Origin of the sequence: Cryobacterium arcticum, from assembly GCF_003185895.1 — a bacterium.
GTDB classification, from domain to species: Bacteria; Actinomycetota; Actinomycetes; order Actinomycetales; family Microbacteriaceae; genus Cryobacterium; species Cryobacterium arcticum.
The window spans coordinates 507187-530569 of sequence record NZ_QHLY01000012.1; the positions used below are offsets into that span (position 1 = coordinate 507187).

The 23383-nt window shown below is 68.1% G+C and carries 21 protein-coding genes; 15 read left to right on the plus strand and 6 right to left on the minus strand.

Features of this window, described 5'->3' with window-relative positions:
• Positions 1-16: 16 nt before the first annotated feature.
• Positions 17-937 (plus strand): RluA family pseudouridine synthase, encoded by a 921-nt coding sequence (locus CTB96_RS12060; RefSeq protein WP_110127139.1) that lies wholly within the window; start codon positions 17-19, stop codon positions 935-937.
• A 171-nt stretch (positions 938-1108) separates the two neighbouring features.
• Positions 1109-4576 (plus strand): DNA polymerase III subunit alpha, encoded by a 3468-nt coding sequence (dnaE, locus tag CTB96_RS12065; protein WP_110128461.1) that lies wholly within the window; start codon positions 1109-1111, stop codon positions 4574-4576.
• Between the two features lie 70 nt (positions 4577-4646).
• Here the strand turns inward: dnaE and CTB96_RS12070 are convergent, their stop codons facing one another.
• Positions 4647-5141, minus strand: a complete 495-nt coding sequence (locus CTB96_RS12070; RefSeq protein ID WP_110127140.1) for a hypothetical protein — start codon at positions 5139-5141, stop codon at positions 4647-4649.
• Positions 5142-5250: 109 nt separating this feature from the next.
• On the opposite strand from CTB96_RS12070, the gene CTB96_RS12075 reads away from it, so the two are divergent.
• Positions 5251-6027, plus strand: a complete 777-nt coding sequence (locus CTB96_RS12075) for a lysophospholipid acyltransferase family protein (RefSeq protein WP_110127141.1) — start codon at positions 5251-5253, stop codon at positions 6025-6027.
• Positions 6028-6055: 28 nt separating this feature from the next.
• Here CTB96_RS12075 and CTB96_RS12080 read toward each other — a convergent pair whose 3' ends face one another.
• Together CTB96_RS12080 and CTB96_RS12085 are read right to left on the minus strand one after the other, a co-directional pair.
• Positions 6056-7036, minus strand: a complete 981-nt coding sequence (locus tag CTB96_RS12080) for a DUF2975 domain-containing protein (RefSeq protein ID WP_110127142.1) — start codon at positions 7034-7036, stop codon at positions 6056-6058.
• A 47-nt stretch (positions 7037-7083) separates the two neighbouring features.
• Positions 7084-7635, minus strand: a complete 552-nt coding sequence (locus CTB96_RS12085; protein ID WP_110127143.1) for a flavin reductase family protein — start codon at positions 7633-7635, stop codon at positions 7084-7086.
• A gap of 70 nt (positions 7636-7705) precedes the next feature.
• Between CTB96_RS12085 and hisD the strand changes: the two genes are divergently transcribed.
• From hisD to CTB96_RS12100, 3 genes are read left to right on the plus strand one after another with little or no spacing between them, the layout of a single operon-like run.
• Positions 7706-9025 carry a histidinol dehydrogenase gene (hisD, locus tag CTB96_RS12090; protein ID WP_110127144.1) on the plus strand — a complete coding sequence of 440 codons (1320 nt, stop codon included), beginning with the start codon at positions 7706-7708 and terminating at the stop codon, positions 9023-9025.
• 12 nt (positions 9026-9037) lie between these two features.
• Positions 9038-9523, plus strand: a complete 486-nt coding sequence (nrdR, locus tag CTB96_RS12095) for a transcriptional regulator NrdR (RefSeq protein WP_110127145.1) — start codon at positions 9038-9040, stop codon at positions 9521-9523.
• 2 nt (positions 9524-9525) lie between these two features.
• Complete coding sequence (locus CTB96_RS12100; RefSeq protein WP_110128462.1) at positions 9526-10590, plus strand: quinone-dependent dihydroorotate dehydrogenase; 1065 nt, start codon at positions 9526-9528, stop codon at positions 10588-10590.
• A 4-nt stretch (positions 10591-10594) separates the two neighbouring features.
• On the opposite strand, the gene CTB96_RS12105 is transcribed toward CTB96_RS12100, so the two are convergent.
• A complete protein-coding gene (locus CTB96_RS12105) occupies positions 10595-11647 on the minus strand; it encodes an App1 family protein phosphatidate phosphatase (protein ID WP_248283478.1) in 1053 nt (350 codons plus the stop codon).
• A 234-nt stretch (positions 11648-11881) separates the two neighbouring features.
• On the opposite strand from CTB96_RS12105, the gene CTB96_RS12110 reads away from it, so the two are divergent.
• The 5 genes from CTB96_RS12110 to CTB96_RS12130 all read left to right on the plus strand — a co-directional run bounded on the left by CTB96_RS12110 (position 11882) and on the right by CTB96_RS12130 (position 15984).
• Positions 11882-12538: a TetR/AcrR family transcriptional regulator gene (locus CTB96_RS12110; RefSeq protein ID WP_248283355.1), complete on the plus strand. Its 657-nt coding sequence runs from the start codon at positions 11882-11884 to the stop codon at positions 12536-12538.
• Between the two features lie 194 nt (positions 12539-12732).
• Positions 12733-13587 (plus strand): ABC transporter ATP-binding protein, encoded by an 855-nt coding sequence (locus CTB96_RS12115; protein WP_110127147.1) that lies wholly within the window; start codon positions 12733-12735, stop codon positions 13585-13587.
• Positions 13584-14261, plus strand: a complete 678-nt coding sequence (locus CTB96_RS12120; protein ID WP_110127148.1) for an ABC transporter permease — start codon at positions 13584-13586, stop codon at positions 14259-14261. Before CTB96_RS12115 ends, CTB96_RS12120 begins: the two co-directional genes overlap by 4 nt.
• Positions 14258-15016 carry an ABC transporter permease gene (locus CTB96_RS12125; RefSeq protein WP_110127149.1) on the plus strand — a complete coding sequence of 253 codons (759 nt, stop codon included), beginning with the start codon at positions 14258-14260 and terminating at the stop codon, positions 15014-15016. Before CTB96_RS12120 ends, CTB96_RS12125 begins: the two co-directional genes overlap by 4 nt.
• 41 nt (positions 15017-15057) lie before the next feature.
• Positions 15058-15984, plus strand: coding sequence for an ABC transporter substrate-binding protein (locus CTB96_RS12130; protein ID WP_110127150.1), 927 nt, complete (start codon positions 15058-15060; stop codon positions 15982-15984).
• Between the two features lie 81 nt (positions 15985-16065).
• Here the strand turns inward: CTB96_RS12130 and CTB96_RS12135 are convergent, their stop codons facing one another.
• Both CTB96_RS12135 and CTB96_RS12140 read right to left on the minus strand, forming a co-directional pair.
• Positions 16066-17019 (minus strand): M56 family metallopeptidase, encoded by a 954-nt coding sequence (locus CTB96_RS12135; RefSeq protein ID WP_248283356.1) that lies wholly within the window; start codon positions 17017-17019, stop codon positions 16066-16068.
• Positions 17020-17083: 64 nt separating this feature from the next.
• Positions 17084-17464: a BlaI/MecI/CopY family transcriptional regulator gene (locus tag CTB96_RS12140; protein WP_110127152.1), complete on the minus strand. Its 381-nt coding sequence runs from the start codon at positions 17462-17464 to the stop codon at positions 17084-17086.
• Positions 17465-17557: 93 nt separating this feature from the next.
• Here CTB96_RS12140 and CTB96_RS12145 point away from each other — a divergent pair, with 93 nt between their 5' ends.
• Genes CTB96_RS12145 through cydC form a run of 4 tightly spaced genes read left to right on the plus strand, consistent with a single transcriptional unit; the run spans position 17558 to position 23368 of the window.
• Positions 17558-18967, plus strand: a complete 1410-nt coding sequence (locus CTB96_RS12145) for a cytochrome ubiquinol oxidase subunit I (RefSeq protein WP_110127153.1) — start codon at positions 17558-17560, stop codon at positions 18965-18967.
• Positions 18968-18976: 9 nt separating this feature from the next.
• Complete coding sequence (gene cydB / locus CTB96_RS12150) at positions 18977-19981, plus strand: cytochrome d ubiquinol oxidase subunit II (RefSeq protein WP_110127154.1); 1005 nt, start codon at positions 18977-18979, stop codon at positions 19979-19981.
• A gap of 5 nt (positions 19982-19986) precedes the next feature.
• Positions 19987-21627: a thiol reductant ABC exporter subunit CydD gene (gene cydD, locus CTB96_RS12155; RefSeq protein WP_110127155.1), complete on the plus strand. Its 1641-nt coding sequence runs from the start codon at positions 19987-19989 to the stop codon at positions 21625-21627.
• Positions 21620-23368, plus strand: a complete 1749-nt coding sequence (gene cydC / locus CTB96_RS12160; protein ID WP_110127156.1) for a thiol reductant ABC exporter subunit CydC — start codon at positions 21620-21622, stop codon at positions 23366-23368. The genes cydD and cydC overlap by 8 nt, the downstream gene beginning before the upstream one ends.
• Positions 23369-23383: the final 15 nt, after the last annotated feature.

The window sequence follows — 23383 nt, forward strand, 5'->3', positions numbered from 1 at the left end:
CCAACTGAACGGCACCATGGAAAACCGAGCCCTTCCCCTTCCCGACGGCCTGGACGGTGTGCGCGTGGACGCGGGCATCGCCAAGCTGTTCGGCTTCTCCCGCAGCTTCGCGGCCGAGATCGCCGAAGCCGATGGGGTCACCCTCGATGGGGTGGTGGTCGGCAAGTCAGACAAGCTGCGCGCCGGCGGCTGGCTCGACGTGAGCTGGCAGCCCAAACTCGACCTGGTCATCGTGCCGATCGAGGTGCCCGACCTCACCGTGGTGTACGACGACGACGACATCGTCGTGATCAATAAGCCGTCCGGCGTCGCCGCCCACCCCAGCGTGGGCTGGACGGGTCCGACGGTGCTCGGCGCCCTGGCGGCCGCCGGCTACCGGATCGCCACCTCGGGCGCATCCGAACGCGCCGGTATCGTGCACAGGCTCGACGTCGGCACCAGCGGCCTCATGGTCGTGGCGAAGTCCGAGGCCGCGTACACCCACCTCAAGAAGGCATTCCACGACCGCGAGGTCGACAAGATCTATCACGCCGTCGTGCAGGGCCACCCCGACCCGTCCAGCGGCACCATCGACGCGCCGATCGGCCGCCACCCCCGCTCGGACTGGAAGTTCGCCGTGATCGCCGGCGGCAAGGACTCCGTCACCCACTACGAGACCCTCGAGGCTTTTCCCTCGGCATCGCTGCTCGAGGTTCACCTCGAGACCGGGCGCACCCACCAGATCCGGGTGCACATGGCCGCCCAGCGGCACCCCTGCGTTGGCGACGCGATGTACGGCGCCGACGCCAAGATCTCCGCCAGGCTCGGCCTCACCCGGCAGTGGCTGGTGGCCAAGCAGCTCTCCTTCGAGCACCCGTCGAGCCGGGAGTGGGTCACCTTCGACGCCGAGTACCCCGACGACCTGGCCAACGCCCTGCGCATCCTGCGCGGCGACTAACCAGCTTTCATCAGAGCAATGGCGCCGCCGGGCGCTTAGGCTGGAAGCCCGGCATTTCCACTTTTCATCATCAGATCCACCCGTGCAGTGAAAACACCCAGAGCAGCTGGAGCAGTCGTGTCGACCCAGAATGATTCGTTCGTCCACCTCCACGTGCACAGCGAGTACTCCATGCTCGACGGTGCCGCGCGGGTGAAGCCGCTGATCGCGGCCGCCGCCGAGCAGAAGATGCCCGCGATCGCGGTGACCGACCACGGCAACGTCTTCGGAGCGTTCGACTTCTGGAAGACCGCCACCGACGCCGGCATCAAGCCCATCATCGGCACCGAGGCGTACATCACGCCCGGCACCGACCGCAGGGACAAGACTCGGGTCAAGTGGGGCACCAACGCCCAGAACCGCGACGACGTCGGCGGCAGCGGCGCCTACACGCACATGACGCTGCTCTCGGAGAACACCGAGGGCATGCACAACCTCTTCCGGTTGTCGTCGCTCGCCTCACTCGAGGGCTACTACTTCAAGCCCCGCATGGACCGGGAATTGCTCAGCACCTACTCCAAGGGCCTGATCGGCACCACCGGATGCGTCGGTGGCGAGGTGCAGACCCGGCTGCGGCTCGGCCAGTACGACGAGGCCAGGCAGGCCGCGGGGGAGCTGCGGGACATCTTCGGCAAGGACAACTTCTTCTGCGAGATCATGGACCACGGCATCGACATCGAGCGCCGCACCATGACCGACCTGCTCAAGCTCGCCAAGGAACTCGACCTGCCGCTGGTAGCCACCAACGACCTGCACTACACCCACGCCCACGACGCCACCGCGCACGCCGCCCTGCTCTGCGTACAGTCGGCCTCCACCCTCGACGACCCCAACCGGTTCAAGTTCGACTCCAACGAGTTCTACCTCAAGACCGCCGCCGAGATGCGCCACCTGTTCCGGGACAACCCGGAGGCCTGCGACAACACCCTGCTCATCGCCGAGCGGTGCGAGGTCAAGTTCAACACCTCGGCCAACTACATGCCCCGCTTCCCCACGCCGGAGGGGGAGAACGAGGAGAGCTGGTTCATCAAGGAGACCGAGCTCGGCCTCATCCGCCGCTACCCGAACGGCATCTCCGCAGCCGTTCGCAAGCAGGCCGACTACGAGGTCGGCGTCATCACCCAGATGGGCTTCCCCGGCTACTTCCTCGTCGTCGCCGACTTCATCAACTGGTCCAAGGACAACGGCATCCGGGTCGGCCCCGGCCGTGGCTCTGGAGCCGGCTCCATGGTGGCATACGCCATGGGCATCACCGACCTCGACCCGCTCGTGCACGGCCTGATCTTCGAGCGCTTCCTCAACCCCGACCGCGTCTCCATGCCCGACTTCGACGTCGACTTCGACGACCGGCGCCGCGGCGAGGTCATCCACTACGTCACCGAGAAGTACGGCGCCGAGCGCGTCGCCCAGATCGTCACCTACGGCACCATCAAGGCCAAGCAGGCGCTCAAGGACTCCAGCCGGGTGCTCGGCTTCCCGTTCGGCATGGGCGACAAGCTCACCAAGGCCATGCCCCAGCCGATCATGGGCAAGGACATGCCGCTGACCGGCATGTTCGACAAGGACCACCCCCGCTACCGCGAGGCCGGCGACTTCCGGGCTGTGATCGAGACCGATGCGGAGGCCCGTACCGTCTTCGACACGGCGCTCGGCATCGAGAACCTCAAGCGCCAGTGGGGCGTGCACGCCGCCGGCGTGATCATGTCCTCAGACCCCCTGATCGACATCATCCCGATCATGCGCCGTGAGGCCGACGGCCAGATCGTCACCCAGTTCGACTACCCGGCCTGCGAGAGCCTCGGGCTGATCAAGATGGACTTCCTGGGGCTGCGCAACCTCACCATCATCGACGACACCCTCGACAACATCGAGGCCAACCGTGGCCACCGCCCGGTGCTCGAAGACCTCGGCCTGGATGACCCGCTGGCCTACGAACTGCTCGCCCGCGGTGACACCCTCGGGGTGTTCCAGCTGGACGGCGGACCGATGCGAGCGCTCCTGCGCAGCATGAAGCCCGACAACTTCGAAGACATCTCGGCCGTCATCGCGCTCTACCGGCCGGGCCCCATGGGTGCGAACTCGCACACCAACTACGCGCTGCGCAAGACCGGCCAGCAGGAGATCATCCCGATCCACAAGGAGCTCGAGGAGCCCCTCAAGGACATCATCGGCGGAACCTACGGACTCATCGTTTACCAGGAGCAGGTGATGTCGATCGCGCAGAAGCTGGCCGGCTTCTCGCTCGGCCAGGCCGACCTGCTGCGACGCGCGATGGGTAAGAAGAAGAAGTCGGAGCTGGACAAGCAGTTCGAGGGCTTCTCCGGCGGAATGATGGCCAACGGCTACTCGATGGAAGCCGTTACCACCGTGTGGAACATCCTTCTACCGTTCTCCGACTACGCCTTCAACAAGGCGCACTCCGCCGCCTACGGCGTGCTCTCCTACTGGACCGCCTACCTCAAGGCGCACTACCCGGCCGAGTACATGGCCGCCCTGCTCACCAGCGTCGGCGACGCCCGCGACAAGCTCGCGCTCTACCTCAACGAGTGCCGGCGGATGGGCATCCAGGTGCTGCCGCCGGACGTCAACGAATCCATTGGCTTCTTCGCCGCCGTCGGCACCGACATCCGCTTCGGCCTCGGAGCCGTGCGGAACGTCGGCTTCAACGTGGTCGAGGCCATCCGGGCCGCGCGCACCGAAAAGGGTGAGTTCGAGTCCTTCCACGACTTCCTGCGCAAGGTGCCGCTGCAGGTGACCAACAAGCGCACCGTTGAATCGCTGATCAAGTCCGGCGCCTTCGACTCCCTCGGCGCCACCCGCCGGGCGATGTTCGAGATCCACGAGGGCGCGGTCGACTCGGCCGTCAAGATCAAACGCGACGAATCGCACGGCATGGTCGGCTTCGACTTCGACAGCCTCTTCGACGACCCGCAGGAGACCGAGCAGGTTCCCGACCGGCCGGAGTGGAGCAAGAAGGAGAAGCTGGCGCTCGAGCGCGACATGCTCGGCCTCTATGTCTCCGACCATCCACTGGCCGGCCTGGAGATCCCGCTGGCCAAGCACGCCAGCACCACCATCACCGACCTGATCAGCTCGGATCACACCCAGGATGCCGACACCGTGACGGTCGCGGGCTTGATCACCAACGTGCAGCACCGCATCGCCAAGAAGTCCGGCAACCAGTACGGCATCATCTCGGTCGAGGACTTCGGCGGCGAGATCGACGTGATGTTCATGGGCAAGGCCTACCAGGAGTTCTCCCTCGACCTCGTGAGCGACTCCGTCGTCGTGGTGCGCGGCCGGGTGAGCCTGCGCGACGACGGCATGAATCTGCACGCCTACAGCATCTTCGCCCCGGAGCTGGGACAGGCCTCCGACCACGGCACGCTGTCGATCACCCTGTTCGAGTCCAGGGCCACCACCGACACGGTGACCCAACTCGGCGAGGTGCTCAAACGCCACGGCGGCACCTCAGAGGTGCGGCTGAAGCTGATCAAGGGCGACGTCGCCCGGGTGTTCGAACTGCCCGCCCGGGTAACGGTGACGGCCGACCTGTTCGGCGAGCTGAAGAGCCTGCTCGGCCCCTACTGCCTCACCTAGTCCGCGAGCTGTGACCAAAGCCCCGAAAACCCCAAGTTTCTGGGGCTTTCCTCACGGCTCGCGGGTGGGATCAGCGCAGGATCTCGACCATCAGCACCCAGGCGTCGAGCATCGAGCCGATCACGGTCAACACCAGCCCGACTGCCACCCAGTAGAGGGCGCCATCCGTACCGGCCAGCACCAGTAGCGCTCCGACGATGATGGGGATGAGCTGCAGCGCGGCGAGGGGGAACGAGAGCGCCCTGGCCGACCTCGGCCGGTCGGCCTGCCGGCTGATCTGGTTCAGCGACACCAGGTGCAGCCACACCGCGCCCAGGGTGGCGGCGAGCAGCTCGATTCCGAGCGCCCCGTTCGTCTGGGTCGGGATGAGCAGCAGCAGGCCAGTGACCACCACCAGGACCAGGGACCCGACAGCGGCGGCTGCCCGCGCCGGCAGCCCCGGCAGCGTGAGGATCTCGCGGATGTTGACCGAGATCGCCACCATCACCAGGCCCGCCAAGGCGGCGGCCGCGCCCGCTGCGGCCGCCGCGAATTCAGACCACCCCGCCGTGACCGACTCCGTCATGCGCACACGATAGCCCGGAGCAGACAGGCACGCCGCCCCCGCGCGGAATAGGACGAAGTACCCCCGATTGCACCAGCGCTTTGACAGCCGCTGGTCCTACGCTGGGGTCATGAGAACGCGCACCAGGGAACCGATCTACAGCACGGCGATCACGGCCGGTCGCGCGGTGTTCGGGTCCTTCAGGTTGCGACCGACGGTGACGGGCCTGGCCAACCTGCCGGATGCCGGCGGTGCCGTGCTGGCGATCACCCACTTCGGCTACGCCGATTTCGCCCTGGTGGAGTGGATGACCTGGCAGAAGAACCGCCGGCACATCCGGTTCATGGCCAAGAAGGGCGCGTTCGACAAGCCTGTCGTCGGGTGGCTGCTGCGGGGTATGCGGCACATCAGCGTCGACATGAGCGCCGGCGCGCAGGCGTACGGCGAGGCCGTGCGGGCGCTGGGCACCGGGGAGCTCGTCGGCGTCTTTCCCGAGGGCGGCGTGAACGCCTCGTTCACGGTGCGTGATCTGAAAACCGGTGCCGTGCGGATGGCCAAGGAAGCCCGGGTGCCGATCGTGCCCATCGCCGTCTGGGGAGGTCATCGCTTGCTCACCAAGAACCACAAACCCTCCTTCCGGGAGGCCTTCCGCACCCCGATCTTGTTCGTCATCGGCGCACCCATCCAGGTCGGTGCCGACGACGATCCGCAGCAGGTCACCGAGCGGTTGCACGCCACCCTGCAGGAACTCGTCGACCGTGCGCAGGCCCGATATCCGGAGCCGGGCGCGGGGCGCTGGTGGCAGCCGGCGCACTTGGGCGGCACTGCTCCGACTCCGGCGGCAGCAGCAGCCACCGAGGCCGAACGGCAACGACGCAAGGCCGCGGCCCGCGCGGCTGCGGGATAACCGGTCGGCATACAGCGCACGGACGGTCTTACATCGGAGAGTGTTCGGCGAACTGAATTGTCTGCTGGATCGCCTCGATTCCGATCACCCAGCAGACGTTGACACCCGACACCGCCAGAAGCAACACGATCGCCCCGTAAGTCGTGCGCCCAGGACGGCGTGGTGTGGCCAGAATCGACAATATGGAAGCCACCGCTGACGCTGCCGGAATCAGCACCGAAACGACCATCACCGTGACCACCTGGGGAATCTTCGCGGCATAGTACTCACTCGAATAGTCATCCGGGTCAAAGTTGAACCCGGAGATCAGAGCAATGAACCCGGACATCAACGAGAGAATCCACAGCGCGAAGGCGACTCCCAGCCAGGTGTCGCCACTCCACGAGATTCCCCAGCAGGGCCTCGCGGCATGAGTGCGCCCGTTCGTGAGCATCGCGACGTTTCCCGCGGTGATTCCCACCTCTGACGCCTCATCGGGTTCCACCCGACCGGATGCGGCTCCGCGGAGCCGAGATCGAAGCACCACCAGACCGAGTACACAGGCTGCCCCGGCCGCAGCGCCTCCGAAAAGGAGGAGGGCGAGCACCGGGGGACCCGGAATCGCCGTGAGGACGGCCGTGACGATGACGGTTGCAGCAGCGATGGTCGAGATCAGGGCGGTCACGAGCCTGATCGCGGCCGGCTCGAAGAGGCGATGATCGCGGGTATACCCGACCAGAACGGCCGTGATGATGAGAGCGACCTCTACACACGCACCACAAGCGATCGCCGCAACGACGAAGGGAACCTGCAAGTCTCCGAACTCCGGGTACAGCACCGCGAGTGCTGTGGACCAGATGACGACAATGACTTCGCCAACGGCAACCGCAGCGGCGAGCACACCGAGGGTGGTCCGAGTCACGATGACGGTCACGCGGTGAGTCTGCGCCAATGTACTCATAGTATCGATTATCGATATATCTTTATCGATTGTCAATACGTAGGGCAGCTCTGGCTCAGCGACGGCCATCCGAATCGGCGGCCGGACCAGTGGGGCAGGGAATAGTTCCGCGCCGGTTAGAGCGTCTCGCCGAGCGCCCGGTAGCGGCGCTCGTGGTAGATCAGCGCCTCGTCGTCGTCGCCGAGTCCGCCGCCCTCGATCTGCACCACCACGACGGCGGCGTTGTGCACCGAGACGCGTTCCACGATCCGGCCGACCATCCACGAGGTGACGTTGTTGAGCACGGGCAGGCCGTACGGTCCCACCCGCCAATGGTCGCCGACGAAGCGCTCGGTGTTGGGCCCGGCGAGACGCTCGGCCAGCGCCCGGTTGCGCAGGCCGAGCAGGTGGATGACCACCCGCTCGGTTTCGTTGATGGCCGGCCAGGAGCTGGCCGACCTGGCCATGTTGAACGTGGCCAGGGGCGGCACCGCCGACATCGACGCGAGCGAGGTCGCGGTGAACCCCACCGGAACGCCGTGCGCATCCAGCGCCGTCACGACGGCCACACCGGCGGCATGCCGGCGGAACGCGTTCTTGAACGCGGCCAGGTCATCGGGGGCGTTCGGGTCGGTGTCCAGCGCTGGTGCGCGGGGAAGGTCCGCCGGCGCTGTCTTTCCTTCGGTCATAGTGGTGCCAATCGTCTCGGCTACCAGCCTATTCCCGGGCGGCGGCGGTTCTTGGATAAGCTGAAGCGACATGATCCAGACGATTGACCTTCGAGGAACGCGGCCTGCTCCGGCCGAACTTTTGGCCTCGGTGCCCCGTGCGCTCACCAGCGTCACCGTCGCCAGCGACGCTGCCGCCGGACTGATCGACGACGTGCGCGCCAGGGGAGAGGACGCGCTGCGCGACCAGGCCGAACGGCTCGACCGGGTGCGTCCGGAGCATGTGCGCGTGCCCGCCGCCCACGTCGAGGAGGCCCTCGCCGCCCTCGACCCTGCCGTGCGCACGGCGATCGAGGAAACCATCCGCCGGGTGCGCCTGGCCAGCACCGCGCAGGTGCCGCCAGAGGTGACCACCGTCATCGCCGACGGCGCCGAGATCGTGCAGCGCTGGCGCCCCGTGCAGCGCGTGGGCCTCTACGTTCCGGGAGGCAAGGCCGTCTACCCGTCCAGCGTCGTGATGAACGTCGTTCCCGCCCAGGTCGCCGGCGTCAGCTCGATCGCGCTCGCCTCCCCGCCGCAGAGCGCCTTCGATGGCCGGGTGCACCCCACCATCCTGGCCGTGGCCGGTCTCCTCGGAATCGATGAGATCTACGCCATGGGCGGCGCCGGCGCGGTCGGCGCGTTCGCGTACGGTGTGCCGGGCCTCGGCCTCGACCCCGTGCAGCTGGTCACCGGACCCGGCAACGTCTACGTGGCCGCCGCCAAGCGCCTCGTGCGCGGGGTCACGGGCATCGACTCCGAAGCCGGTCCCACCGACATCCTGGTGATCGCCGACAAGACCGCGAACCCGGCCTTCGTGGCGGCGGACCTGGTCAGCCAGGCCGAGCACGACGAGCTCGCCGCCGCCGTGCTGGTCACGGACTCCGCCGACCTCGCCGCAGACGTCGAGGCCCGCCTGAACGAGCTGGCCACGACGACGACCCACGCCGAACGCGTGACGGCCTCGCTCGGCGGCACCCAGTCCGCCATCGTGCTCGTCGACGACCTCGAGCAGGCGGCGCTGTTCAGCAATGCCTTCGGTCCAGAGCACCTCGAGATCCAGACCGACGACCCGGATGCCGTGCTGCGGCAGATCGACAACGCCGGCGCTATCTTCGTCGGCCCGTACGCCCCGGTCAGCCTCGGTGACTACGCCGCCGGCTCCAACCACGTGCTGCCCACCGGGGGACAGGCGCGCTTCTCCGCGGCCCTGGGCGCGTACACCTTCCTCCGGCCGCAGCAGGTGGTGCGTTACAGCCGCGACGGACTGGCCGGCGTCGCCGACCACATCCTGGCCCTGTCCGCCGCCGAGGCCCTGCCGGCACACGGCGACGCGGTCACGGCGCGCTTCGCCAATCCTGCGGAACGGTAGGCTTTCCCCACCATGTATTGCCCGTTCTGTCGCCACCCCGATTCCCGTGTCATCGACTCGCGCACCAGCGACGACGGGCTGTCGATCCGCCGTCGCCGGCAGTGCCCGGAATGCGGCCGCCGGTTCAGCACCACCGAGACCGCGAGCTTGAACATCATCAAGCGCAGCGGTGTCGTCGAGCCGTTCAGCCGGGAGAAGATCGTCTCGGGCGTACGCAAGGCCTGCCAGGGTCGTCCCGTGACCGACTCAGACCTGGCCATGCTCGCCCAGAAGGTCGAGGAGACGATCCGGCAGACCGGAGCGTCGCAGATCGAGGCCAACGACATCGGCCTGGCCATCCTCGCCCCGCTGCGGGACCTCGACGAGGTGGCGTACCTGCGTTTTGCCAGCGTCTACCAGGCGTTCGACTCCCTCGAAGACTTCGAGAGCGCCATCGGCCAATTGCGCACCGAGCACGCGGCAGCCGCCGCGGCGCCGGAGACCGACCCGGAACTGTGATCGTGTACCCCTTCCTCTTCACGCACGTGCTCACCCGCATCGATCCGGAGCGGGCCCACCACCTGGCTTTCGAGGTCATCCGCGCCCTGCCCCGGCTGGGGCTCGGCGGGATCGCGCACCGGTTCACCCGGCCGCGCACCGACATCGGGGTGGACACCCTCGGCCTGCACTTCGACTCGCCGTTCGGCGTCGCGGCCGGGTTCGACAAAGACGGCCACGCCGTCCTCGGCCTCGGCCGGCTCGGATTCGGGCACGTCGAAGTGGGCACGCTGACCGCGATCGCGCAGCCGGGCAATCCCACACCACGCCTGTTCCGCCTGGTGCGCGACCGGGCCGTGATCAACCGGATGGGCTTCAACAACAACGGCGCCGCTGCTGCCGTCGACCGGCTCACCCGGGTGCGGGCCAGCCGGCACCGCCCGGTCCTGGGGATCAACATCGGCAAGAGCCGGGTCACGGCCGTCGAGGACGCCACCGCCGACTACCTGGTGAGCACGCGGGCGCTGGCGCCCATCGCCGACTACCTCGTGGTCAACGTGTCGTCCCCCAACACTCCGGGCCTGCGCGGCCTGCAGGAGCTCGACCAGCTCGCCCCGCTGCTCACCGCGGTCCGCGAGGCGGCCGGTGGCACCCCGCTGCTGGTGAAGATCGCGCCAGACCTCACCGACGAGGAGGTCAGCAAGATCGCCGGCCTCACGGTTCAACTGGGCCTGGACGGCATCATCGCCACCAACACCACCCTCAGCCGCGCCGACCTCAGCACCGACCCGACCATCGTGGCCGCCGCCGGTGCCGGCGGACTCTCCGGAGCGCCGCTGTACGACCGCTCGCTGGCCGTACTGCGCCTGATCCGGGCCGCTGTGCCGGCCGACCTGTGTGTGATCTCGGTCGGCGGAGTCGAAACCGCCGCCCAGGTCGCCGAACGGCTTGCCGCCGGAGCCACCCTGGTGCAGGGCTACACCGGGTTCCTCTATCGCGGTCCGCTGTGGGCGAGGCAGATCAATCGCGGCCTCGACACCCTGCTCGCCGGCCGCCCGACGGACAGCCGGAACCCGATCCGCCGCTAGCGAGTCAGTCGACGGGGCCGGGCAGTCCCGGGTCGGTCAGCAAGCCGAGGTCGGCCAGCTGCGCGGCCAGGCTCGCGCCATCCGGCCCATACACCCAGAGCGGATCCGGCTTGTCTTCGGCGGCGTCCTTGGCCCGTCGCCCGGCCAGAACGGCCTGGCTCGGCGACAACCGGCGGATGGCCACGGCTGCGACGGAAGCCGGGAACTCCTTCTGGAACTCGCTGTAGATGGCCTCGTCATGCTGGCCGTCGTCCCCGACCAGGATCCACTTCATCTCGGGGAATTCCTGGGCGAGCCGGCGCAGGTTGTCGTGCTTGTGCTCCCGGCCGCTGCGGAAGAGCCTGTCGTGAGTGGGTCCCCAGTCGGTGAGCAGCAAAGCCCCGGCCGGATAGAGATTGCGGGACAGGAACCGGCTCAGCGTCGGTGCCACGTTCCAGGCTCCGGTAGAGAGATAGATGACGGGCGCGCCCGGCGTCGCATCGGCCAGGCGGTCCAGCAGCACCGCCATGCCCGGCGTCGGCACGCGGGCATGTTCGTCGAGCACGAAGGTGTTCCATGCGGCCAGCAACGGGCGGGGGAGCGTGGTGACCATCACGGTGTCGTCCACGTCGGAGATGATGCCGCTCTGCACGTCGGGGGCGACCACGAAGACCGGAGCCTCGACAGGGTCTGAGGCCTCGGTGTGCAGGTGGGCGGTGTGCCAACCCGGTGCCAGGGTCACGGTGACGACGGTGTCGACAACACCGCCGCGGTCGGCCTGCACCCGGTGAGCCGTTCCGCCGATGTCGATGGTCACGGTCACGTCGTTGACCGGCACACTGGTGAAACTCCGCCAGCCTCTGATGCTGGCGTCGCGGCCGTCGTTGCGCCGGCGTTTGCGGGACAGCTTGCCCGGCTTCACCGGCTTGGCCAGCAGAACCCGGCAGAGAATGCGCACGCGCTCGGTGCTGCCGTACCCGGTGTACGGGATCACGATCGGGTTGTGCCCACGGCGACGGGCGAACTTCTCCCGTTTTTCGTGCAGCCAGTCCTCGATCCGCGCGGCACGGTGCATCATGCGAGCAGGGTCCAGCGAAGCTGAGGCCGTGGCGGGGGACTTTGACACGAGTCAAGTCTCTCATGCGCCACCCTGCGCTCGGCGACCGGTGCCGGGACGGCGCCCGATCCGCGCACGCCGACAGGGTCTTTCGACCTGCCCCGTTCAAGTCTCCGCTCCAGTTCGGGGGGTATGTTTCGTGCGCCCAGGTCGGCCCGGCCCCCTAGGATTGTGACGTATATTCAAGGAGGACTTGTGGCGCTGATCGATCTCTTCGGTGAGGATTCTGTCGTACAGGGTCGGCAGGTGCGAACCGAGCCCATCCAACAGCGGAGTGCCGCCCGATTGACCGCGCTGCTCGACGCCGCAGCCGAGGTCGTCGACGAGGTCGGCTTCGACCGCATCACCACGGCCATGGTCGCCGAACGTGCCGGTGCCTCGATCGGTACCGTCTACCGTTACTACCCCGACCGGGTTGCCGTCCTCGAGGGGCTGCGCGAACGGGCCGTGCTGCGTTTCCGCCAGCGGGTGGCCGAGTCCCTCAAGGAGACCCAGCCGAAGACCTGGTGGGAAGCCGTGGACTGCGGCGTCACGGCGTTCGTCGAGCTGTACCGCGCCGAGCCCGGCTTCCGCATCCTGCACTTCGCCGACCGGGAGCGCGCCCAGTCCAGCGTGCCCGACGAGCTGGCCACGGGATTCTTCGCCCACCAGATCGCCGGGGTGCTCACCGAAGAGTTCGGCCTCGCTGCCGGGGACGACCTGATCTTCCGGCTCGAAGTCGCCGTCGAGATGGCCGATTCCCTCCTCAGCCGGGCGTTCACCTGGAACGCCCAGGGCGATGAACGCTTCATCGCCGAGTGCCGCCGCATCATGCACGACTATCTCGCAGGCTTCTACGGCACTGACGCTTAGCCGCTTAGCCTCTTCGCCGAATACCGGGACCTTCGGCTCTGGTCGGAAAACTCGGCTTTTATGACGCCACGGCGCAATCCGCTTTGGCGTGGGCACCGAACAATGGTTGGCTAGTCTTTCGTACTTGCCCGATTCCGTCGCTTCGTCTTCCGTGAGCGACGGGCGTCAAGCCGCTTCGAGGATTGAGCCCAGCCATGATCGAGTTCCGTTCCGTCAGCAAGCGATTCCCCGATGGCACCCTGGCCGTCGACGACTTCAGCCTGGTCCTGCCCTCGCATCAGACCACCGTGCTGGTGGGCTCGTCCGGATCGGGCAAGACCACCCTGCTGCGCATGATCAACCGCATGGTCGACCCGACCAGCGGTTCGATCGAGATCGACGGCGAGAACATCAATTCGCTGGCACCGGTCAAGCTGCGGCGCGGCATCGGCTACGTGATGCAGAACTCGGGGTTGCTGCCGCACCGCACCGTGATCGACAACGTCGCAACGGTGCCGCTCCTGCGCGGCACCCCCAAGCGCCAGGCCCGGGCGGATGCACTGACCCTGCTCGACACCGTCGGCCTGGACCGGTCGCTGGCCGACCGGTACCCCAGCCAGCTGTCCGGCGGCCAACAGCAACGCGTCGGCGTGGCCAGGGGACTGGCTGTCGACCCGAACATCCTGCTGATGGACGAACCCTTCGGCGCCGTCGACCCGATCGTGCGTGCCGAGCTGCAGGAGGAACTGCTCAGACTGCAGAAGGAACTGGACAAGACAGTCGTCTTCGTCACCCACGACATCGAGGAGGCCTTCCTGCTCGGTGACCAGATCGTGATCCTGCGCGAGGGCGGGCATGTCGCCCAGGTCGGCTCGCCCGCCGACATCCTGGCCAATCCCGCCGACGAGTTCGTGTCCAGCTTCGTGGGCGCCGATCGCGGCCGCCGCGCCCTGCACCTGGAACGGCACGGCGACAGGGACGCCGTCGTCGACAGCGACGGCCGGCTCGCCGGCGTGCTGACCAGCCGCCCGGCACCGGATGCGGTCCTCGGCGCCGAAGGCTCGCGATGACCTGGGTGCTGTCCAACCTCGGCCTCATCTGGGCGCGCATCCTCGACCACGTGGTGCTCAGCCTGCCGCCGATCGTGCTCTGCTTCGTGATCGCCCTGCCGTTGGGCTGGCTCGCCCGTCGGTACCGGGTCAGCCGCGGCATCATCCTCACCGGAGCCGGCCTGCTCTACGCCGTGCCCTCCCTGCCGCTGTTCTTCGTACTGCCCGCCGTGATCGGCACCGGTCTCCGCTCCCCGTTGAACGTCATCATCGCCCTCACCCTGTACGGCGTGGCCCTGATGGTGCGGGTGGTCTCCGACGGCCTCGATTCGGTCGACGCGGATGTGCGCCAGTCGGCATCCGCGGTGGGGTACTCGGCCTGGTCCCGGTTCTGGCAGGTCGAACTGCCCCTGTCCGGGCCCGTTCTCCTGGCCGGGATGCGGGTGGTCGCGGTCAGCACCGTCAGCCTGGTCACCGTCGGCGCTGTGATCGGCGTGCAGAGCCTCGGCAGCCTCTTCACCGACGGATTCCAGCGCGGCATCCAGGCCGAGATCATCGCCGGCCTCGTCGCCACCGTGGGCCTCGCCCTGCTGTTCGACGGCGCCCTGGTGCTCGCCGGCCGGCTGCTGATGCCGTGGACCCGCAAGGCCGGCCCCGCCAGGCGCACCGCGCCGATCGAGGTGAGTGCGGCATGAACCTCTTCTCCGACGCCGTCAACTGGATCCTCGACCCCGCCAACTGGGTCGGGATCAACGCCATTCCGCTGCGGCTCAGCCAGCACCTGGTCTTCACCCTGGTCACCCTGCTGATCGCCTCCGCGATCGCGATCCCGCTCGGGTTCCTGATCGGCCACACCGGCCGGGGCAGGGGACTGGCTGTCACCACCTCCGGTGGATTGCGCGCCATCCCCACCCTCGGCCTGCTCACCCTGGTCGCCCTCTGGGTGGGCATCGGCGTTGTGGCGCCGTATGTCGCCCTCACCGTGCTGGCGATCCCGCCCATCCTGGCAGGGGCGTACACCGGCTTCGAGGCCATCGACCGGCGCACCATCGACGCTGCCCGTGCAGTGGGCATGAGCGAGCTGCAGATCGTGCGCAAGGTGGAGATCCCGCTCGGCCTGCCGCTGCTGATCGGGGGCCTGCGCTCCGCCACCCTGCAGGTCATCGCCACCGCGACCCTCGCGGCCTACGTCGCCGACCTGGGGCTGGGCCGGTACCTCTTCGCGGGGTTGAAGACCCGGGACTATGCGGAGATGCTGGGCGGGTCGATACTCGTGATTCTGCTGGCATTGGTGCTGGAGGGAATCTTTGCGCTGATCCAACGGTTTGTCGTACCGAGGGGTGTCTCCGGACGCCTCAAGACACGTCAGTCCGGCAGCACCGCGGGCAGCACCAGCACAGAACCTGATTCGCATTCGCTTCGCACCGGGCGCCCAACAGCGGCTCGGTGACACGTCTACCGACAAATCGGTACCTGAGGAAGGACAACAGCATGTTCACAATCACACGAGGCCGGCTCGCGCTTGTCAGCGCGGTCGCGGTTGGGGCTGTCGTAGCCCTTGCAGGGTGTGCGTCCGGCGATCCGCTGGACGAGGGAAATAGCAGTTCAGAAGGATCCGAGACCCTGGTCGTCGGATCGCAGGACTACTACTCGAACGAGATCATCGCCGAGATCTACGCGCAGGCGCTGGAAGACGGCGGCTTCACCGTCGACCGCCAGTTCCGCATCGGCCAGCGGGAAGCGTACCTGCCCGAGATCGAGTCCGGCTCCATCGACGTGTTCCCCGAGTACACCGGCAGCCTCCTGCAGGCACTCGAGGCCGACGCGCCCGGCGGCACCGCAGACGAGGTCTACACGGCACTCGAGGCGGCACTTCCCGACGGAGTCAGTGTGCTCGACCGGGCCGACGCCAGCGACCAGAACTCCTGGACCGTCACCCAGGCCTTCGCCGACACCTATGGCCTCACCGACATCGCCTCGCTCACCGCGGTGACCGAGCCGATCACCGTCGGCGGAAACTCAGAGCTGGAGACCCGCCCCTACGGCCCGACCGCGCTGAAGGAGAAGTACGGCATCGAGATCGCCGGCTTCACCCCGGTCGAGGACAGCGGCGGACCGCTGACCGTCAAGGCCCTGGTCGACAACAAGATCCAGCTCGCCAACATCTACACCGCCGACCCGAACATCGCGTCGAACGACCTGGTCGCCCTCGACGACCCCGACGGACTGTTCTTCCCCGACAACGTCGTTCCCGTCGTGTCGGAGAAGGTCGACGCTGACGCAGCCGACATCCTCAACGCCGTCAGCGCCGCGCTGGATGCCGACACCCTCGTCGCTCTCAACGCGCAGAGCGTGAACGACCAGGCCGCCGCTGACACCATCGCGACGGACTGGCTCACCGAGCAGGGCCTGATCTAGGCAGCACCCGCACCGCAGCACAGAAACGCCGAACGGCCCCGTCCTCCGACGGGGCCGTTCGTGTGTGTTCCGGCGCGAAATTCAGCTGGTGAGCAGCAGCACCGGAGGCAACACCAACAGCCCGGCCGTGGCGGCGAGAACCGCGCCGCGACCGACCGTCCCGAGGGCTGGCGTGTCGCCCATCAGGCGGCTCACCCGAGGCCCGACCAGGTCGGCCGACGAGGTTTCGTCGAGCGCACCGGCCACGGCGCGCGGCGACTGGGTACCGGAGACTTCCGCCAGATGTGCTGTGCCGACCAGGGCGATCGCGCGCGCCAGGGTGCGGTCATCGACCTCCAGCCTGGCCTGGTCGTCTGCCATCATCTCCACCAGCAGCGCCACCGCATTCTCGGCCCGGTTGGCGATGGGAAACCAGGGCAGGGCGCTGTGCCAGCTCTTGAACGCCAGCAGCACCAGGTGATGCTGCTGGCGCAGGTGCGCGCGTTCGTGGGCGACGACGCCGCGCAGCTGGTCGGCATCCAGCAGCCGCAACAGTCCGCGTGACAACACCGTCGCCGAGCGAGTGCCGCCCGGCAGGCAGTAGGCGATCGGGGCGGCGTGATCGATGACCCTGGTGCCCTCACTGTCGAACGGCAGCGGATCGCTGAGCAGGCCGATCAGGGTGTGGTGGCGCCGGCGCTGGCGTTCCGCCCGCAGGAAGGTCATGCCGAGGTTGAGCAGCAGGTGGGCGCCGAGGATCAGGGCCAGGCAGAGCGCCATCACGCCGGGCAGGGTGGCGCCGACGGGCAGCGTGCCGGCGATCACGTGCCCGGCCAGGCCGGCGAGGGCGGCAACCGGCGTTGTCCCGAACGGGATCAGCCCGAAGACCAGCAGCGAGCCGATCATCGAGACCCCGCCCGCCAGGGCGATCGACTGCCACAACGCGAGGGCTAGGCCGGGCGCGGTCGACGGCCAGCCGGCCCCGGCCAGCAGGATGGGCACCGGCCAGGCCAGGAGGACCGCCAGCACCATCAGGGCAAGCGCTGTTGCGAGCACGCGTGCTACCGGCCCGGGCCGGGCTGCGGGCAGAGCGGCTGGGTCCGCGCCGTGCGGGGGAGCGTCATTCGGCCGCCGAATCGACACCCTCGAGCAGGGCGCGCAGGGTCTGGGCCTCCTGCGGGCTGACGTTCCCGATGAACCGGGCCAGCGTCGCGGTGCGGTCGCTCGTGGTGCCCAGCACCTCGTGCATGAGCTCCGCGGTGTGCTGGGCCCTGGAGCTCACAGCGCTGTAGCCGTGCGGACGGATCTCCCGGTCCCGACTCACGAAACCCTTCTGTTCCAGCCTCGACAACACCGTGAGCACGGTGGTCGTGGCCAGCGGCTTCGCACCGGTCGCCGCCGGGTCGAGCAGCGCATCCCGCAATTCGTTGGCGGTGAGCGGTCGCTCGCTCGACCAGAGAATGTCCATCAACAGTCTCTCGAGCACACCCAAACTTCCCATGGGCCAAGTTTATCTCGCGAAAAGTGTTTTTCTACCGAACGTAGAATAGTAGTCTTCTACGACACGTAGAAAAACTCAGCTCCTGGAGGGCACATGAACGAGTGGCTTGATCCGTTACTCCTGTCACGCTGGCAGTTCGGTTTGACGACGGTCTACCACTTCCTCTTCGTGCCGCTCACGATCGGGCTGGTCACGACAGTGGCGATCTTCCAGACCGCCTGGTATCGCACGAACAAAGCCAAGTACCTCCAGCTCACCCACTTCTTCGGCAAGATCTTCCTGATCAACTTCGCCATGGGCGTGGTGACCGGCATCGTGCAGGAATTCCAGTTCGGCATGAACTGGTCGGACTACTCGCGCTTCGTCGGCGACGTCTTCGGCGCTCCCTTGGCCTTCGAGGGAATCACCGCGTTCTTCCTCGAGGCGACCTTCATCGGCTTGTGGATCTTCGGCTGGGACAAGCTCCCCAAGGGCCTGCACCTGGCCACGATCTGGCTCACCACGGTGGGCAGCATCGCGTCGGCCTACTTCATCATCACGGCCAACGCGTTCATGCAGAACCCCGTCGCGTACCAGATCAATGAGGTCAAGGGCCGCGCCGAGCTCACGAGCATCGGCGAGCTGCTGACCAACCCGATCGCCCTGGCTGCCTTCCCGCACACAATCTTCGCCTGCTTCATGGTCTCCGCCGGCCTGATCATCTCGGTCGCGGCGTGGCACCTCTCGCGCAACCAGCACCTCGAGACCATGCGCCCGGCCCTCAAGTTCGGCCTCTGGATGATGGTCATCGCCGGCGCCCTCACCACCCTGATGGGCGACCAGCTCAGCCTGGCCATGGTTGAGGCCCAGCCGATGAAGATGGCGGCAGCCGAGGCGATGTACCACACCGCCACCGGCGCGAACGCGTCATTCTCGATCTTCACCCTCGGCACCCCGGACGGCGTCAGCGAGCTGTTCTCCATCCGCATCCCGTACCTGCTGTCGTTCCTGTCGACGCACACCTTCGACGGCACCGTCGAGGGCATCAACAACCTGCAGGAGCAGTACACCCAGCTCTACGGCCCCGGCGACTACGCCCCGATCATCTGGGTCACCTACTGGTCGTTCCGCTGGATGATCGGGCTCGGCATCGCCCACATCCTCGTCGCCGTCGGCGGCCTGTGGGTGACCCGCAAGGGCAAGAGCCCCAAGACCTGGATCTGGAAGATCGCGATCTGGTCGTTCCCGCTGTCGCTGCTGGCGATGAGCGTCGGCTGGGTGTTCACCGAGATGGGCCGGCAACCCTGGCTGGTCTTCGGCCTGCTGAAGACAGCGGATGGCGTCTCGCCGAATGTGAGCGGGCTGGAGATCCTGATCTCCCTGATCGCCTTCACCCTGCTGTACGGAGCCCTCGCTGTGGTGGAATTCCGCCTCATCCTCAAGGCCGTGCAGAAGGGTCCGGACGACGCCCCGGTGCCTGACCCCGTGTCAGGCGAAATCAAGCAAACGACCACGGTCTACTAGGAGCGCACGATGGATCTCAATGTTCTGTGGTTCTGGATCATCGCAGCGATGTTCATCGGGTACTTCGTACTCGACGGCTTCGACTTCGGCGTGGGCATGTCCCTGCCCTTCCTCGGCAAGGACGACACCGACCGCCGTGTGCTCATCAACACCATCGGCCCGGTCTGGGACCTCAACGAGACCTGGGTGATCGTGGCCGGCGCCAGCCTGTTCGCGGCCTTCCCCGAGTGGTACGCGACCATGTTCAGCGGCTTCTACCTGGCGCTGCTGCTCATCCTGCTGGCGCTCATCGCCCGCGGGGTGTCGTTCGAATACCGGCACCAGCGACCGGAACTGAAGTGGAAGAAGTCCTTCGACGCCATGATCGTCGTCGGCTCCGCCGTGCCCGCCCTGCTCTGGGGTGTCGCCTTCGGCAACGTCGTTCGCGGTGTTCCGCTGGATTCGAACTTCAACTACATCGGCACGTTCTTCGACCTGCTCAACCCGTATGCGTTGCTGGCCGGTCTCACCACCCTGCTGTTGTTCTTCACCCACGGCGTGATCTTCGTCTCCACCAAGACCGAGGGCGAGATCCGGGTGCGTGCGCGGGCGCTGGCCATCCGGTCGGGCATCGTCACCATCGTCGTCGCGGCCAGCTTCCTGGTCTGGACCACGTTGGCGTACGGCACTCTCGCCTCCGGCATCCTCGCCGCCGTCGCGGCCGTTGCCCTCATTGCCGCCTACCTGGCGAACCTGCGCGGCAACGAACGCACCGCGTTCGGCCTGATGGCCGTCACCATCGGCTTCGCCGTGCTGACGCTGTTCGCCTCGCTGTTCCCCGACGTGATGCCGGCCAGCAACGATGTGGCCAACAGCCTCACCATCCAGAACGCCTCCTCCACCCCGTACACCCTGCAGGTGATGAGCTGGACCGCGCTGATCGCGGCACCGGTGATCCTGCTCTACCAGGGCTGGACCTACTGGGTATTCCGCAAACGGATCGGCCGGGCGCACATCGAAGCCGCCGTACACTGAACGGGATGCGTCCCCTCGATCCACGGCTCCTCAAGCACGCCTCCGCCGCGCGCTGGTTCCTCCTTGTCGGCGCGGTACTGGGCTTGGCCCAGACCCTCGCCATCATCGCTTTCGCCTGGCTGCTGAGCCAGAGCATCACCCTCGCGGTGAACGGCGAGTCCTTCGCTCGGCTCCGCGGAACGATCGCGGCCCTGGCCGGGGTGGTCGTCGTTCGCGCGGTGATCGTATGGTTGCTCGAGGTCGCCGCCAACCGCGGCGCTGCCGCGGTGAAGAGCCAGCTGCGCAGCGCCGTGCTCGACCGCCTGGCCGAGCGCGGACCGGACTGGCTGGCCGGCCAGCAGGACGCCCGGGTGGCCACCGTCATCACCAGCGGCCTCGACGCCCTCGACAACTACTTCGCGCGCTACCTGCCCCAATTGCTGCTCACCGCAATCGCGACCCCGATCCTGGTGCTGCTCATGCTCTGGCAAGATCCGGCCAGCGGCATCACCGTGATCATCGTGCTGCCGATCATCCCGGTCTTCATGATCCTGATCGGCCAGGCCACCCAGGTCGTGCAGCGCCAGCAGTGGGATGCCCTGCAACGGTTGTCCACCGGATTCCTCGATGTGGTCGGCGGTCTGGCCACCCTCAAGATCTTCGGCAGGGACCGCCGCCAGGCCGCCCGGCTGACCGACCTCACCGACCAGTACCGCGGCCGCACCATGAAGGTGCTGCGGGTGTCCTTCCTCAGCGGATTCGTGCTCGAACTGGCCGGCAGCCTCTCCGTCGCCCTGATCGCCGTGTCCATCGGCATCCGCCTCGTCGACGGCTCGCTGCTGCTCGGTGTCGGCCTGTTCGTGCTGCTCCTGGCGCCGGAGGCCTTTTTGCCGCTGCGCCAGGTGGGCGCGCAGTTCCACGCCGCGGCCGACGGTCTCGCCGCCGCGGAGGAGGTCTTCGCGATCCTCGAGGATGACGATGTCCGGCCCGTCGCGACAGCTCCCGCCGGGCTGCCCACCCTGCCCACCCGTGCCGGCGTGCTCCGCTTCGACGGTGTCACGGTGCACCGCGGCGAGGCGACGCCGATCGACGGCTTCAGCCAGGAGTTCTCTGCCGGGCAGCTGAGCGTGATCAGCGGACCGAGCGGTGTGGGCAAGTCGACCCTGATCGGTGCCCTGCAGGGCTTCGTGCCCTTCGACGGCGCCCTCTGGCTGGACGGCGGCCTCATTGCGCCGGGAGATTCGCGCACCTGGCTGGCGTGGGCCGGGCAATGCCCCGGCCTGTTCTCCGGCAGTGTCACCACGAACGTGACCCTGGGATCCGCCACCGTCGACGACGACCTCGTGGCCACCGCCCTCACCTGGGCGGGCGCCGGCGACCTCGATCCCACGCTGCACCTCGGCGTGAACGGCGCCGGCCTCTCCGGAGGGCAGGCGCAGCGGGTCGCCGCGGCCAGGGCCATCTACCGCTGCCTGGCCCTGGACACCCCGGTGCTGGTGCTGGACGAACCCAGCTCCGCCCTCGACACCGACGCCGAGGACGCCCTCATCCGGGGGCTCGCGACACTGGCCGCCCAGGGCCGCATCGTGATCGTGGTCAGCCACCGCCCGGCTTTCCTCACCGCAGCCGACCGGGTCGTGCAGCTGAAGGAGGTCGCGCATGTCTGAACCCACCACGGTACGGCACGCGACCAGCCGCGCCGCCTGGCTGCCCTCGCCGGCCGGCCGGGCCGTACTCCGGCTGGCCCAGCCGCCCGCTCGGCGAAGCCTGCCCGGCCTCGCCGCCGGCGTCGCCAGCGTGGCCAGCGCCGTCGCGCTGCTGGCCTGCTCGGCCTGGCTCATCACCCGGGCCGCCGAGATGCCGCCGATCATGTTCCTCGGCGTCGCCGTTGTGGGCGTGCGCGCCTTCGCCCTGTCCCGCTCCGCCTTCAGATACCTCGAACGGCTGCTCAGCCACGACGCGGCTTTCCGTCAACTCGGCGCCCTGCGGCTGGGCATCTTCGCCCGGCTGCTGCCGCTCGCCCCCGCCGGCTTGTCGGAGACCCGGCGCGGTGACCTCCTCACCCGGCTGGTGCGAGACGTCGACGACCTGCAGGACCTGCCGCTGCGGGTGGTGCAGCCGCTGGCCACCTCCGGCCTGGTCGCCGCGCTCAGCGTCGTGGGCGTCTGGTTGGTGCTTCCCGCTGCCGGCCTGACACTGCTGCTCAGCCTCGTCGTCGCCGGTGTCGTCGGCACCCTGGTCGCCACCGCGCTGTCGGCGCGTTCGGAACGCGCCCTGGCCCCCCTCCGCGGCGCCCTCGCCGACGACGTGCTCGAAGTGGTGGAGAACCTCGACGTGCTCACAGCGTTCGGCGCGCTCGACGACCGGTTACGCAGGCTCCGGCTGGTGGAAGACCGCCTCCGCCGGGCGAGCCTGAGGCGTTCCACCGGGGCCGGAGTGCAGGCCGCCGTGATCTCGCTCTGCGCCGGCTCCGCGACGGTGCTCGCGCTGATCGCCGCGATTCCGGCACTGGGCACCGATGGATTCAGCGGACCGGCCCTCGCCGTGGTCGTGCTGGTGCCCATGGCGGTTTTCGAGGTTTTCGCGATGATCCCGCCGGCCCTGTCGGCCTGGCGCCAGGTGCGCTCGAGCGCCGAACGGGTCGCGACGGCCGTGCCAGAGGGCGTGCCCGCCGAGATTCCGGCAGAGCCCGCCCTCGACGCCGACTGCCGGCACGACACCGCGGTCGTGGCGGCACCCGCCCTGTCCTCCGGCACCATCGTGATCGAACTCGACGGTCTCGGTGCCAGCTGGCCCGGCGCGACGCATCCTGCCGTTGCCGGGGTGAGCCTCCGCCTGGCCGCCGGGGACCGGGTGCACCTGGCCGGCGCCAGCGGGGCCGGTAAGACCACCCTGGCGCAGACCCTGGTGCGCTTCCTCGACTACACCGGCTCGTACCGCATCGACGGCGTCGAAGCGCGTGACCTGGCCCCGGCCCAGGTGCGCCGCGTCGTCGGACTGTGCGAGCAACGGCCCTGGCTGTTCGACGACACCATTCGCCAGAACCTGCTCTTCGCCAGGGAGACCGCCACCGACGCCGACCTGCTCGACGTGCTCGACCGGGTCGGCCTGGCCCACTGGGTGCAGAGCCGCGGCGGCCTCGACGAACGGGTGGGGGAGCGCGGCGCGCTGGTCTCCGGCGGCCAGGCGCAACGCATCGCCCTGGCCAGGGCGCTGCTCGCCGACTTCCCGGTGCTCATCGTCGACGAACCGACCGCCAACGTGGATGCCGGTCTCGGCGATACCCTCGTGCGGGACATCCTCTCTGCCGCCGGCGACGCCGGTCGTGCCGTGCTGCTCATCTCGCACACCCCGGTGCCGGCCGAGCTGCTCACGCACACTCTCACCCTCACCGCCCCGACTGCCTGACGCCAGGACACCCGG

What these genes read in the sequence shown, in the direction of transcription:
- CTB96_RS12060 (WP_110127139.1), top strand. Translation starts at nt 17, where the DNA reads ATGGAAAACCGAGCCCTTCCCCTTCCCGACGGCCTGGACGGTGTGCGC.
- dnaE (WP_110128461.1), top strand. Translation starts at nt 1,109, where the DNA reads ATGCTCGACGGTGCCGCGCGGGTGAAGCCGCTGATCGCGGCCGCCGCC.
- CTB96_RS12070 (WP_110127140.1), bottom strand. Translation starts at nt 5,141, where the DNA reads ATGACGGAGTCGGTCACGGCGGGGTGGTCTGAATTCGCGGCGGCCGCA.
- CTB96_RS12075 (WP_110127141.1), top strand. Translation starts at nt 5,251, where the DNA reads ATGAGAACGCGCACCAGGGAACCGATCTACAGCACGGCGATCACGGCC.
- CTB96_RS12080 (WP_110127142.1), bottom strand. Translation starts at nt 7,036, where the DNA reads ATGGCCGTCGCTGAGCCAGAGCTGCCCTACGTATTGACAATCGATAAA.
- CTB96_RS12085 (WP_110127143.1), bottom strand. Translation starts at nt 7,635, where the DNA reads ATGACCGAAGGAAAGACAGCGCCGGCGGACCTTCCCCGCGCACCAGCG.
- hisD (WP_110127144.1), top strand. Translation starts at nt 7,706, where the DNA reads ATGATCCAGACGATTGACCTTCGAGGAACGCGGCCTGCTCCGGCCGAA.
- nrdR (WP_110127145.1), top strand. Translation starts at nt 9,038, where the DNA reads ATGTATTGCCCGTTCTGTCGCCACCCCGATTCCCGTGTCATCGACTCG.
- CTB96_RS12105 (WP_248283478.1), bottom strand. Translation starts at nt 11,647, where the DNA reads ATGATGCACCGTGCCGCGCGGATCGAGGACTGGCTGCACGAAAAACGG.
- CTB96_RS12115 (WP_110127147.1), top strand. Translation starts at nt 12,733, where the DNA reads ATGATCGAGTTCCGTTCCGTCAGCAAGCGATTCCCCGATGGCACCCTG.
- CTB96_RS12120 (WP_110127148.1), top strand. Translation starts at nt 13,584, where the DNA reads ATGACCTGGGTGCTGTCCAACCTCGGCCTCATCTGGGCGCGCATCCTC.
- CTB96_RS12125 (WP_110127149.1), top strand. Translation starts at nt 14,258, where the DNA reads ATGAACCTCTTCTCCGACGCCGTCAACTGGATCCTCGACCCCGCCAAC.
- CTB96_RS12130 (WP_110127150.1), top strand. Translation starts at nt 15,058, where the DNA reads ATGTTCACAATCACACGAGGCCGGCTCGCGCTTGTCAGCGCGGTCGCG.
- CTB96_RS12140 (WP_110127152.1), bottom strand. Translation starts at nt 17,464, where the DNA reads ATGGGAAGTTTGGGTGTGCTCGAGAGACTGTTGATGGACATTCTCTGG.
- CTB96_RS12145 (WP_110127153.1), top strand. Translation starts at nt 17,558, where the DNA reads ATGAACGAGTGGCTTGATCCGTTACTCCTGTCACGCTGGCAGTTCGGT.
- cydB (WP_110127154.1), top strand. Translation starts at nt 18,977, where the DNA reads ATGGATCTCAATGTTCTGTGGTTCTGGATCATCGCAGCGATGTTCATC.
- cydD (WP_110127155.1), top strand. Translation starts at nt 19,987, where the DNA reads ATGCGTCCCCTCGATCCACGGCTCCTCAAGCACGCCTCCGCCGCGCGC.
- cydC (WP_110127156.1), top strand. Translation starts at nt 21,620, where the DNA reads ATGTCTGAACCCACCACGGTACGGCACGCGACCAGCCGCGCCGCCTGG.